General features: G+C 53.5%; 10 protein-coding genes. 5 read left to right on the forward strand and 5 right to left on the reverse strand.

Annotated features, from left to right (window positions below):
* The first annotated feature begins 1 nt into the window (after nt 1).
* Genes trmH through CSR04_RS17450 form a run of 4 tightly spaced genes read left to right on the forward strand, consistent with a single transcriptional unit; the run spans nt 2 to nt 4,277 of the window.
* Nucleotides 2-745 carry a tRNA (guanosine(18)-2'-O)-methyltransferase TrmH gene (gene trmH, locus CSR04_RS17435; RefSeq protein WP_102797599.1) on the forward strand — a complete coding sequence of 248 codons (744 nt, stop codon included), beginning with the start codon at nt 2-4 and terminating at the stop codon, nt 743-745.
* A gap of 56 nt (nt 746-801) precedes the next feature.
* Nucleotides 802-1,434, forward strand: coding sequence for a peroxiredoxin-like family protein (locus CSR04_RS17440; RefSeq protein WP_102797600.1), 633 nt, complete (start codon nt 802-804; stop codon nt 1,432-1,434).
* A 3-nt stretch (nt 1,435-1,437) separates the two neighbouring features.
* Nucleotides 1,438-3,516, forward strand: a complete 2,079-nt coding sequence (gene recG, locus CSR04_RS17445; RefSeq protein WP_102797601.1) for an ATP-dependent DNA helicase RecG — start codon at nt 1,438-1,440, stop codon at nt 3,514-3,516.
* Nucleotides 3,516-4,277, forward strand: coding sequence for a class I SAM-dependent methyltransferase (locus tag CSR04_RS17450; RefSeq protein ID WP_102797602.1), 762 nt, complete (start codon nt 3,516-3,518; stop codon nt 4,275-4,277). The genes recG and CSR04_RS17450 overlap by 1 nt, the downstream gene beginning before the upstream one ends.
* Nucleotides 4,278-4,279: 2 nt before the next feature.
* Here CSR04_RS17450 and CSR04_RS17455 read toward each other — a convergent pair whose 3' ends face one another.
* Nucleotides 4,280-5,716, reverse strand: a complete 1,437-nt coding sequence (locus tag CSR04_RS17455) for an MFS transporter (protein WP_102797603.1) — start codon at nt 5,714-5,716, stop codon at nt 4,280-4,282.
* An 8-nt stretch (nt 5,717-5,724) separates the two neighbouring features.
* Nucleotides 5,725-6,645: a DMT family transporter gene (locus CSR04_RS17460; protein WP_216362588.1), complete on the reverse strand. Its 921-nt coding sequence runs from the start codon at nt 6,643-6,645 to the stop codon at nt 5,725-5,727.
* A 91-nt stretch (nt 6,646-6,736) separates the two neighbouring features.
* Here CSR04_RS17460 and CSR04_RS17465 point away from each other — a divergent pair, with 91 nt between their 5' ends.
* Nucleotides 6,737-7,639, forward strand: a complete 903-nt coding sequence (locus CSR04_RS17465) for a LysR family transcriptional regulator (protein ID WP_102797604.1) — start codon at nt 6,737-6,739, stop codon at nt 7,637-7,639.
* 36 nt (nt 7,640-7,675) lie between these two features.
* Here CSR04_RS17465 and CSR04_RS17470 read toward each other — a convergent pair whose 3' ends face one another.
* The 3 genes from CSR04_RS17470 to CSR04_RS17480 all read right to left on the reverse strand — a co-directional run bounded on the left by CSR04_RS17470 (nt 7,676) and on the right by CSR04_RS17480 (nt 12,079).
* Entirely contained in the window at nt 7,676-9,712 is a 2,037-nt protein-coding gene (locus CSR04_RS17470) for a S8 family serine peptidase (RefSeq protein ID WP_102797605.1), read from the reverse strand.
* Between the two features lie 298 nt (nt 9,713-10,010).
* Nucleotides 10,011-11,126, reverse strand: a complete 1,116-nt coding sequence (locus CSR04_RS17475) for a M14 family metallopeptidase (protein WP_102797606.1) — start codon at nt 11,124-11,126, stop codon at nt 10,011-10,013.
* Nucleotides 11,127-11,245: 119 nt separating this feature from the next.
* Entirely contained in the window at nt 11,246-12,079 is an 834-nt protein-coding gene (locus tag CSR04_RS17480; RefSeq protein WP_102797607.1) for an arylamine N-acetyltransferase family protein, read from the reverse strand.
* Nucleotides 12,080-12,111 lie beyond the last annotated feature (32 nt).

A 12,111-nucleotide genomic window follows, 5' to 3' on the forward strand; every position in this document is an offset into this window, starting at 1 on the left:
GGTGACACCGAATCGTTATCGGCGCATCCGCCATATGCTGGGGCTGCGCCAACCGGATCTGGCAGTCTGCCTGGAGAAGGTTCACAAGCCGCACAATCTGGCGGCCATGATGCGCAACTGCGATGCCACCGGTGTACACCACCTGCATGCCATCTGGGCTACCAAACACCAGATTCGGCGCGGCACGGCAGTAGGCAGTCAGAACTGGCTGAAACTGCACTCCCACAAAACCAGCGCCGATGCTATTGCTCAGTTTAAAGCACAAGGCATGCAGCTTCTGGTTACGCATTTATCTGACAAAGCAGTGGACTTTCGTCAGGTGGATTACACCAGGCCCACCGCCATTCTGTTTGGCCAGGAACGCACCGGCGCCAGTGAAGAAGCCATTGCTGCGGCGGATCAGGAAATCATTATCCCAATGCTGGGTATGGTGCAGTCGCTGAATGTATCGGTAGCAGGCTCGCTGATTCTGTATGAGGCGCAGCGGCAACGTCAGCAGGCCGGGTTGTTTGCCACTCCGAGACTGGATGAAGCCGAGTGCCAGCGTATTTTATTTGAAGGGGGCTATCCCAAGCTTGCCTATCTGTGCCGGATTAAAGGCCTGGATTACCCGCATATTGACGATGAGGGGCAAATACAGGCAGATGCTGACTGGTGGCAGATCATGCAACAGGATGGCCGTGTGGCGTTACAGGAAGCTCCGCAAATTCTGAGTGGCTGGCAACGGAAAATGCTTAGCAGTTGAAATTAATCCCTTTACAGGCAGGTCCAATGGGGCGCGAATTTTAATATGGAGCCCCTATGCGATTACGACAGCTATTTGTTCTGCTACTGATTGTGAGCAGCCCGCTTTATGCCCTGGACAGAACCCAGGTGGCAGACAGCCCGGAAAACGTTACCCCGCTACTAAACGGCCAGCCAATCCCCGATGTCAGCCTGCAGACCCCACAAGGCAAAAACGTCAGACTACGCGATCTGGTAGCAGCTAAACCCACCGTAATGCTGTTTTACCGCGGCGGCTGGTGTCCTTACTGTAACGCACAGTTAGCGGGTTTTCAGGATGTGGAGATGCAGCTCAGCGCACTAGGCTATCAGGTACTGGCGGTATCACCTGACTCACCTGAGCGCTTAAATGAACAGAAGTTTGACACCGACTACCAGGTGAAACTGCTGGCGGATCCGGGGCTGGACGCGGTCAGAGCCTTCGGCCTGGCGTATTATCTGCCCGATGATGTCACCGCCAAATACCGGGACTGGAAAGGCAATATCTTCCCAACCCTGCCCGGCGATAACCGCATTGTACTGCCGGTGCCTGCCGCTTATGTGCTGGATCAGCAGGGTATTATTCAGTTCCAGTATGTGAATCCCAACTACAAGGTACGAGTCGACCCACAGTTGATGTATCATGCCGCCAAACAGGCGATAAAAAAATAATGGATGCAGTCACTGGCATATCGGAAAGTTACCGAGCTTAAAGGGGTAGGAAGCAAGGTTGCGGAAAAGTTGCAGAAGCTTGGTCTGGTCACAGTACAGGACCTGCTGTTTCATCTGCCGCTGCGCTACGAGGACCGTACCCGTATATACCCGATAGCGGACTTGATGCCACTGATCCATGCCAGCATCGAGGCTGAAATAATCTCCAGTGACATTCAGTTTGGTAAAAAACGAATGCTCACCGTCAGGGTTAAGGATGCCACCGGCAGCCTGACCCTGAGATTTTTTCATTTCAATGCCGCCCAGCGCGAGTCACTAAAGCCAGGCCTGAGTATTCGTTGTTTTGGTGAGATTCGCCGTGGCAAATACGGCCTGGAAATGATGCACCCAGAGTACAGGATACACAAACAAGACAGCCCAGAGCAGGCTGTGGAAGAAGCCTATACACCTATTTACCCCACCACTGAAGGGTTGAAGCAGTTAAGTCTGCGTAACCTCACAGAACAGGCCCTGGCTCTGCTGCACAAAGGTGGCCTGGCAGAATTACTGCCCGATGGTATGTACCAAAACCAGATTAGCCTGGAACAGGCCCTGCAACTGGTGCACAGGCCAGGTCCTGAGGTCAGTCTGGCCTTGCTGGAAAACGGTGAACATCCGGCCCAGCAACGTCTGATCCTGGAAGAGCTGCTGGCTCATCATTTGAGCGTATTAAAAGTGCGGCAAAACAGCGATTTACAGCCTGCGCTGGCGCTGCAACCCGACTTTGCCATGTTGCAACGTTTTCTCGGCTCGCTGCCATTTTCCCCCACCGGCGCACAGCGCAGAGTGGTGGAAGAGATTCAACAGGACATGCTAAAGCCCCGGCCGATGATGCGACTGGTGCAAGGCGATGTGGGCTCGGGGAAAACCCTGGTGGCAGCGCTTGCCGCCCTGACAGCCATTGGCAGCGGCTATCAGGTGGCGATGATGGCACCCACCGAACTGCTGGCCGAACAGCATGCCAATAACTTCCGTCACTGGCTTGCACCACTGGGCATTGAGGTGGGTTGGCTGGCAGGCAAGCTGAAAGGCAAGGCCCGTGAAGCCCTGCTTACCCAGTTGCAGGGCGGGGACATTAAAATGTTGGTGGGCACCCATGCCATTTTCCAGCAAACCGTGACCTTCCACCATCTGGCGCTGGTGATCATCGACGAGCAACACAGATTTGGTGTGCATCAGCGCCTGGCGCTGCGCGAGAAAGGTCAGCAACAGGGCATGGCACCGCATCAGTTGATTATGACGGCTACGCCGATTCCCCGCACACTGGCCATGACGGCCTATGCAGATTTAGATACCTCAGTGATTGACGAGCTGCCGCCAGGACGGACACCAGTGAAAACAGTAGTGATTCCTGACAGTCGCCGCGACGAGGTGGTCTACCGGGTTCGGGAAGCTTGCCAGAGCGAAGGCCGCCAGGTGTACTGGGTGTGCACCCTGATTGAAGAATCCGAAGTGCTGCAATGCCAGGCCGCCGAAGATACCGCCCAGGCGCTCGCCATGGCACTACCTGAACTGAAAGTCGGCCTGGTCCACGGTCGCCTGAAAGCCAAAGAAAAACAGCAGGTTATGCAAGCTTTCAAAGACGGCGAACTGGATTTACTGGTAGCCACCACGGTCATTGAGGTGGGGGTAGATGTGCCTAACGCCAGCCTGATGATCATTGAAAATCCCGAGCGTTTGGGTTTGGCACAGCTTCACCAATTGCGCGGTCGGGTAGGACGCGGTTCGGTGGAAAGTCATTGCGTGCTGATGTACCAGTCGCCCTTATCTAAAACCGCGAGTAAACGCCTGGCGGTCTTGCGCGAAAGTAATGACGGCTTTCTTATCGCCCAGCGCGATCTGGAGATCCGCGGCCCCGGCGAGCTGCTGGGAACCAAACAAACCGGCCTGGCGGACTTGAAAATTGCCGATTTGGTGCGAGATGCTCATCTTATTCCGCAGGTGCAGCAGATGGCCAATCAACTGTGGCAGCATTATCCGGCCCAGGCTCAGGCGGTGATTAACCGCTGGCTGGCCCACCGCGAAGACTACGGACACGCCTGATGAGTCATATTCCACTGTTACCCGCCGATCCCAGTTTGTCTGCTCAGGCAACAAGCCTGGCAGAGCGCTGGCAGTTGCCAATCAATCCTGATGCAGTAACGGGTCTGGTATTGTGGCTGGACGACCAGGGCCTGCATCTGAAAACCCTGGATGATGCCAAAATGGGCACAGTACAAGTGGATTTTGCCAGTGATGCCATGGCCTGGCGGCGCCAGCATGGCGGCGGCAAAAACGAAGCCGTGGCCAAGGCGGTAGGCATTAAGCCAGGCTATCGTCCACAAGTACTGGACGCCACTGCGGGCCTTGGTCGTGACGCCTTTATTCTGGCCAGCCTGGGTTGTCAGGTTACTATGCTGGAGCGGGTCAATGCCGTCGCGGCCTTGCTGGATGACGGTCTGCGGCGCGCGACTCAGGACCCGGAGCTGGGGCAGTGGCTGCCCGGCAGACTTAGGCTGTTGCCTGCGTCTGCCCTGGACAAGCTGCATAGCTGGGAAGGCGAGCAACCCGATGTGGTGTATCTGGATCCGATGTTTCCACATCGCAAAAAATCGGCGCTGGTTAAAAAAGAAATGCGCCTGTTTCAATTACTGCTTGGGCCGGACCTTGACGCAGATACGTTGCTGATGCCTGCACTGCAGTTAGCACAAAAACGCGTGGTGGTTAAACGCCCGTCTGGTGCCCCTTATCTAAACAACCACAAACCGCAGTTGGAAATGCAAGGTAAAGCCAATCGCTTTGATATTTACCTGCGACACGCCTGACACTATCCGGCATCCTGCACAGCAGAGGCTAATCGCTGCTGACGACTTTGCCAGGCCATGCGGAGAAACATAATAGACGCCAGCGAGGTGGCGCAAAGATTAAACAGCATAGCCTGGGCAAACGCCTGGCCCTGATTGCCATTCCACTGGGCCAACGCATCAGCATACAAGATGCCCACCAGGGCCACACCGATAGCACCACCCACTTGTTGCATGGTCGATATCCAGCCTGACGCCATACCAGCCAGTTCCGTTGGCAACCTGCCCAGCAGCAAATTCAGTAATGGCGTCATACACAGCCCCTGCCCGGCACCAATCAGAATAAAGGCGGGCAGCAGCGACAACGCAGCCAACTCAGCAGTGTTCACCTGCCAGATCACCAGGCCGATTCCCAGCGCATACATACCGGCACCAATGGCCATGGCATAAATGCCGATTCGTCTGACCAGCTTTGGTGACACCCAGGAGGCCAGCAGAAAGGCCAGACTGGCTGGCGCGAATGCATAACCGGCGGCAGAAGGGGTTAAGCCCATCACTTGTTGCAGCAGCAGTGCGATACAAAGAAACAACGAGGCCGCAGCAGAATAAATCAACAACACCAGACAGGTGCCCATCGCCAGGTCGGGTTGCCTGAGCAATGACAAATCCATTACCGCCCATTGTCCCCGCGCCCTTAACCTGGCCTGATGTCTGACAAACCAGTAAAGCAGCAACAAAGACAATCCCAGCGAGCACCAGGTCCAAACCGGCCAGTTTAGTGCCGGGCCTTTAAGCATCGGCAGTAGCAAGGCCAGCAGAGCAGTGCTCGCAATCAATATCCCCTGCCAGTCCAGTCCAATCCCCTGAGGTCCTTTTGATTCTGCGATCAGCACCCCGGCCAATGACACTGCCAGTGCAATAGGCAGGTTAACCAGAAACACACTGCGCCAGCCCCATCCCAGCAGATTGGCTTCCACCATCCAGCCACCCAGCACTTGTCCGGCAATGGCCGCCAGTCCAAGCGTCATACCCAGCAGGCCAAATGCTTTAGCGCTGGCATGCTGGTCAAAATTCACCCGTATCAGGGCATAGATCTGCGGCAACAGCATGGCCGCCGCCGCACCTTGTATCAGCCTGGCTACAATCAGGTGCCAGGCCGTGACAGCAATACCACAAAGCCCGGATGCCAGCCCAAACCCCAGCATGCCAAGCACATATACTCGTTTGCGTCCAAAGCGGTCACCCAACCTGCCCCCTGCAATCAGCAACGCGCCTAATGCCAGCTCATAACCGGCGATCACCATAGCCAGATCGGAAAAGTCAGCCTGTAAGTCCTGCTGAATACTGGGCATGGCCACATTCACCACAAAGGCATCAAATATGGTGACAAATCCGCCCACCAGCAATACGGCTAATGCCCACCAGCCTTTGCTGCCAACCCTAAGATGTCCTTTCTTCATTCCTGCACTCAATTGCTTTTTTGAAAACCCAAACCCGGAGTGACCAGGCGGCGAAACAAGCCGCTGCCAAGCATAACACCGGTGATAACCAGCATCATCCCCACCATCTGGGCTGCATTGGGATAGTGGCCCATCACGAGGCTGATAAGTAAGGTAAATACCGGTACCAGGTTAAAACATAGTGACAATCTGTCCGGACCTATGCCTTGCAACGCCTGTAACCAGAATGCATAAGCCACAAACGTACCAAACACGCCCATATACACCAATAACAAATGGGTATGCAGACTGAGTGCAGGTATCTGTTTAAGGGGTTGTTCCACCAGCAGCGCCGCAACACAAAGCATCAGGGTGCCCACCGTGATGGTCCAGCGAGTTAACTGCATGGGTGGAACAGCCGCAGCGTGTTTTTTGCTTAGCACGGTAAAACTGCACATGCATAAGCAGGCAACCAGCATGTACAGGTCCCCTTTGGCCACCTGAATGCTCTGCCATTGATTACCGGTAATCACCAGACTGACGCCCGCCAGGCCAACCAGTATGCCCAGCACGCTTATCCAGCGCATGCGGGTGCCCAAAATCCACACCGACAACAGATTCGTCACCAGCGGGCTGGCCGCCATTATCAATGCGCCGTTTAGGGCGGATGTCTGCTGCAAACCAAGGAAAAAGGCATAATTAAAGCCAAACACACCTAATCCCCCCAGGGCAATCAGCCAAAGCTGCTGATTGGCACTTAATATGGATTCGCCTCGGCCGCGCATCAGTCTGAGCAGTAACAAAATCGCTGCGGCAATCACAAAACGTTCGGCCGCCGCCGTCAGGGCGGGAACATCCCCGGCTATGGCTTCGGCCGCATTAAAATTGCCCCCCCAGAAAAAAATACAGGTTATGGCCATTAACCACAGCCAGGACTCACGAATGTGCATGAATAGTTCAATCGCTTGATGAGCAGAAAGGCAGCTTATATATTTTGCTTTCATCAAGATATAAGCAATTTTTCAAGTTGAATTCTCAAAAATGAAAACTAACTATTCATTGGATGACTTGCACCTGTTTGTGATGGCGGCCCAGTACCCCAGTTTGACACAGGCGGCGCAGGTCATGGATATCCCCATTGCCACACTAAGCCGACGATTGAAACGACTGGAGCAACAACTAGGATGTCGCTTGCTGGAGCGTAACGCTCACCAGTTCAGGCTCACAGCGGCAGGCCAGAGCTATATTGAACAATGCGGACCGCTGGTTGCCGATTTAACCCGTGCCGGTGACAGCCTGAATGTTCAGCATCACGGTATGTGTGGCCGACTATGCGTGACCGCTCCCAATACCATGGTGCAAAACTGGCTGGGCCAGTGTCTGAGCGACTTTTTACACCAACACCCCAATCTGCGCTTACAACTGAAGCTGTCCAACCACAATCTGGATTTGGTCAGTGACAGAGTAGATTTGGCATTTCGTGCCGGTATGCCAGCCGACAGTGATTGGGTAGCAAGACAAGTCTGGCAAACCAGCCTGCATCTTCTGGCAACCCGCGATTATCTGCAACAGGCAGGTTCGCTGACCCACCCACGGCAACTGGCACAACACCGCCTGATCGTCTCCGATCCCATCAACCTCTGGCATTTCAGGCACATACACAACACTGAAGACTTCACCTTCAGACCACAGCCCCATATCAGCGTGGACGACAATCTGGTGGCCCTGAAGTTGACGGCAGCGAATCAGGGTATATGCCTGCTGCCCGGGTATCAGTACCATCAACCGGAGCAGGAAAAGTTATTGAATTGCCTACCCGACTGGCAGGGACAAACCAGACCCATATACCTGCTGTATCGTGACAGAGACTTGATTTCTACCCGATTGCGTACCTTGATTGACTTTGTTGTGAACTGGACAGAGCAGCACCAGGCTAACCTGTAGACAGAAAAAAGGGGGCGATGCCCCCTTCAAATTCGCTTACTGGCAACTGCCCAGCGATTCCCAGACATCCCAGGCGCCAGAGTTACTGGCCGGATCATCGCCTTGTGTCCACCACTTAGCCTGATACCCCTGATTGTTATGCTGCACCTGGGCACCAGCCAGATACACTGTTGAAGCACTCCATACCGGCAGCCCCTGGCAGTCTCCACCGCCGGTCGAGACATTCACCAGTTTGGTGGTGCTGCGTGTGGCTCCATTGGTATCAGTGACACTGAGCTGAACGCTGTAGTTACCCGCCTGAGCGTATTGATGCACCGGATTCTGCTGAGTCGAGTTTTGCCCATCACCAAAATTCCAGGCCCTGGATGCAATACCCTGGTCGTCGCTACTCTGATCGCTGAAGGTCACGGTCAAGCCGCTAACACTATAGCTGAAATCAGCCACCGGTGGTTGATCACCACCATTGCCATCGCATACACCGAGATCACGCCAGACATTGCTGAATACATCAGGGCGGGCGCCGGTCGACCACCAGGTTGCTTCATAAGTACGGCCGTTGTACACCACTTTATCGCCGGCCTGATACGAAGTCGTCGCAGACCAGGCTGGCACGCCATTACAACCACCGTTATTGCCGTCGCTGACATTCACGGTACGGCTGGTACTGTTTTGCAACCCTTGCTGATCAGCCACGGTCAGGTTGATCTGATAGCTACCAGAGGATGCGTAAGTATGGCTGGGATTTCGCTGCGTCGATGTTTGCCCATCGCCAAATTGCCAGTTCCAACTGACAACCCCACCGTCGTCGGTGGAGCTGTCCTGCAGGTTAACGGTCAGACCATTGGTACTGACACTGAATGAAGCCACCGGTGGCTGATTGTCGCCAACTCCACCGAACAAGAATTCAGTGTTGGCCAGACGGTTGACGGTACCATTGGTACCGGAAATTTTGCCACTAGCTGCATTGCTGTATATGGCCTGGGCAACCTGTGAAGTACCGGCCTGTGGATTCTGTTGCAGATACAAGGCTGCTACACCGGCCACATGCGGGCTGGCCATAGAGGTACCGCTAATACTGTTGGTGGCACTGCTACCACCAATCCAGGTCGACAGAATATTCGAACCTGGTGCAAAGATGTTGACGCAACTTCCCCAGTTGGAGAAAGACGAACGGCTGTCGCTACTGGTGGTCGACCCTACCGTCATTGCACCGGACACCCTGGCTGGCGAAAAAGAGCAGGCATCTGAATTGTCGTTGCCTGCCGCCACTACCGTAACGATGCCCTGCTGAATCAGGCGGTTGGTGGCCTGATCCAATACAGTGGAAGCACCGCCACCAAGGCTCATATTCGCCACTGCCGGACGCTGCGCATTGGCCACCACCCAATCAATGCCTTGCACTATGGCGGTTGAAGTCGTTTCGCCACTGCAACCAAACACCTTAACGGAGTTCAAGCGTACCTGTTTAGCCACCCCATAGGTGGACGCACCAATAGTACCGGCCACATGAGTACCATGGCCATTACAGTCTTCGGCACTATTTCCCACCGTAGTGACAGTGCTGCCAATGCGGCCACTGAACTGAGTGTGGCTGGTATTAATGCCTGTATCAATAACATAAGCATTAACGCCGCTGCCGTTGAGGTCATAACGATAGCTATTACTCAAAGGCAGATTCTGTTGATCCAGCCTGTCCAACCCCCAGGGTGGGTTTGATTGTTGCGCGGTGGTACGAAAAATTTGTACCGGCTCGATGTAATCCACTTCATCTCGCTGTAACAACTGCTGAATACTCTGTGCGTCGGTGGTAATGGCATAGCCTTTGACACTGTGATGAAACTCCGCAGTCACCTGACCAGCGGTAACACCTGCGGCACTTCTGGCACTTTGCGTGACAAAATCAGCGCTGGATGCAAAGGGAGACACTGCGCTGTCTTTTAACACCACAATATATTGATTGGCTACTGTGGTGTCGGCGGGAGTGCTGAGCAGTTGTGCATCGGCAAGCAGTTGTGGGCTGAAGGCAAGCGTGACTAATGTTGCCAACAGACTTTTTTTCCTTTCACTTAACATTTTGATTCCTCTGATTATTTATTGTTTTACTGCCGTTAACCCAAAATCTATGGGCGCAATAAGTAAAAATAATGGTCAAAAATTAAGCAAAGATTCTGCTAGATCGATTGATGCTTATAAAACAGCAAAAAATCTATATGACAACGCTGTCAAATTGTAAATATTTTGTTACTTTTTAATTTTAGAGATGTCAACCCCGTGTTGAAAGCTAACAACCTGCAGAGAATCAGTCTCCACAGCACAGCGCAACTTAGTAAGAGCTCAGCTTTCCCTCCAAGGTGTAAGCGAGACGATACAGTTAGTTGGCAAGCAGCAGTTGCATCAGTTCCTGAGCCGCAACCCGGGCCACAAGCTGAATATCCTGTCTGTCAGTGTTGTCACCGACCTCATAGGTAACCGCATGCACGGCGTAGGTATCCGCGATATATTGCTTAAAAACGCCGCGTTTTTTGTTATGACCGGGCTGAATGCGGATAGGGAAAGGTTTCACCTTATCGGCCAGGCCGGTCAGCCACCGTTCTGCCAGATCCGCAGATGCCAGCCCATAATCCCCTGGCATGGTATAGAAAACGTCCTTATGGGTAGAGTGAAAATCCACGGCAAAACGTATTTTGCCGCCCTGCGCCTGAATCTGTTGCAAATATTGGTGCACAGCCTGCGTTTCAGGTTGCTCGCGACTAAACCAGTCACGGTTCAAATCGACGCCCCCGGCGTTATGACGCCAGTTGCCGGCCGCCACACCATCGGGATTCATATTCGGCACCAGCAGCAGGTTAAAATGTTGAAGAAACTTAGCGCTTTGCGAATTAACCGTAAATAACTCATCGACAAAGGCTGTCATGGCCATGGCACCGGTAATTTCCGGGGGATGTTGACGCCCAATCAAGATAAGCCAGTCGTTACTTTGCCCCCGATGCACCAAACCCTGTAGCGGCTGGCCATTTACCGTTCTACCCAGTTCAAATGCACTCAGGTCGGCAAAGGATGGCGCCGACAACCAGTGCTGGTAGTAGGCATTGTCAAGGATCTCCTGCCCGGCCACCCAGACCTGCCCCTTATCCAGTGTCAGGCTTACCAGCATGCTGTTACCTTCCAATTGATATTCCAGCGGTTGCCAGTGCAGTTTATCCAGACTGAATTTAGGCAGATACCTGGGGGTGCCATGCTCAGTCTGCAATTCCAGTTCAATGCGCTGTGACTGGGCACTGTCCAGTCGAAAGGCATACCAGGGGCTGGGATTAATCGGCAGATTTTCCGGTGCCAGGGTGAGCTTATAGCGATTAGGCGCTAACTGCTGACATTGTTTAAAACGTCCCATAGCAAAGGCCTTGTCAATGCTCAGCTTGTTAAACCGGCAATCTGTTTCGGCAAAGGCCAGTTGACTGAGTAACAGCAGTATCAGCGCATACTTCATCGGAGCTTTCTCTTGGGCGGTGTTGCCTTGGTCTTAACTATGGCCACCTTAGCCAAAATCAGTATTTAGCGCCTATTCCTTAATGTTAAGAAGCCATACCCTGGTACTATCGGTCAGCGTCAGCAGGCATCCGCCAGCAGCGCCTGCTCCTCCGTCAACTGAACGAGTTTGTTATACAGACCGGCTGGCGGAGTGATATTAAAATAGTCACGCAAACACGTCTGGATCTGCTCGGCGCCAGCCAGTACCGTCACTTGTGGCGGGTGGCCCTGGCGATAACATTTTAGTTCGTTGTTTCGCAGGGTATAACGGCGCTCATCTGTCACTTTCGCCGCCACCAGATTTTTCACAAACACAGAGTCAGGGTGGGTGGAAACATACCAGTTAAACACCTTATAGTCGGCGTTTTGTTGTGGCTGTAAGGTAAACCGATACAAGGTCAGCCAGCCATCGGCTTGCTGAAAGGCCAGTTCATAACTACCGGCCTGTTCCGTTATTTTGTAGTTGCCATGCGGGGTGACCTGAACCTCGCGTTTGTTCAGTTGTAAGGGCGCTGTCGGCGTTGTCACACCAAAACCTACATCTACCAGGTAGTCCACCCCAGCCAGGTTAACCAGCAGCAACATATGTGATGCAGGGGTTTCCACTTCCTCCGGTATACCCCATCTGACTCTGGCCGCCAGACTGGTTACTTGCATGCCAATGGCATTCAGCACAGCGCGAAACAGCGCATTTTGCTCATAGCAATAACCACCCCGGCTTTGTCCGACTAACTTGTGCTGAATCACCTCAGTTGACAGCTCTACCGGCAGCCCCAGGTACGCATCCAGATTCTCAAAAGGAATAGCTTGGGTGTGCTTTTGTACCAGTGCAGACAAAGTGTCCAGGTCGGGGGCTAATGATTGCTGGAAAGCAATACGTTGTAAGTACTGTTGCAAATCTATTGGAGTCATATTACTGCGCCTTTGGTTTGAAATTTAGCGCA

It is taken from the genome of Bowmanella denitrificans, assembly GCF_002887595.1.
GTDB classification, from domain to species: domain Bacteria; phylum Pseudomonadota; class Gammaproteobacteria; order Enterobacterales; family Alteromonadaceae; genus Bowmanella; species Bowmanella denitrificans.

Coding starts and splice junctions, on each gene's coding strand:
- recG (WP_102797601.1), top strand. CDS start 1,438: ATGCAGTCACTGGCATATCGGAAAGTTACCGAGCTTAAAGGGGTAGGA.
- CSR04_RS17465 (WP_102797604.1), top strand. CDS start 6,737: ATGAAAACTAACTATTCATTGGATGACTTGCACCTGTTTGTGATGGCG.
- CSR04_RS17455 (WP_102797603.1), bottom strand. CDS start 5,716: ATGAAGAAAGGACATCTTAGGGTTGGCAGCAAAGGCTGGTGGGCATTA.
- CSR04_RS17470 (WP_102797605.1), bottom strand. CDS start 9,712: ATGTTAAGTGAAAGGAAAAAAAGTCTGTTGGCAACATTAGTCACGCTT.
- CSR04_RS17480 (WP_102797607.1), bottom strand. CDS start 12,079: ATGACTCCAATAGATTTGCAACAGTACTTACAACGTATTGCTTTCCAG.
- CSR04_RS17460 (WP_216362588.1), bottom strand. CDS start 6,645: ATGCACATTCGTGAGTCCTGGCTGTGGTTAATGGCCATAACCTGTATT.
- CSR04_RS17450 (WP_102797602.1), top strand. CDS start 3,516: ATGAGTCATATTCCACTGTTACCCGCCGATCCCAGTTTGTCTGCTCAG.
- CSR04_RS17440 (WP_102797600.1), top strand. CDS start 802: ATGCGATTACGACAGCTATTTGTTCTGCTACTGATTGTGAGCAGCCCG.
- CSR04_RS17475 (WP_102797606.1), bottom strand. CDS start 11,126: ATGAAGTATGCGCTGATACTGCTGTTACTCAGTCAACTGGCCTTTGCC.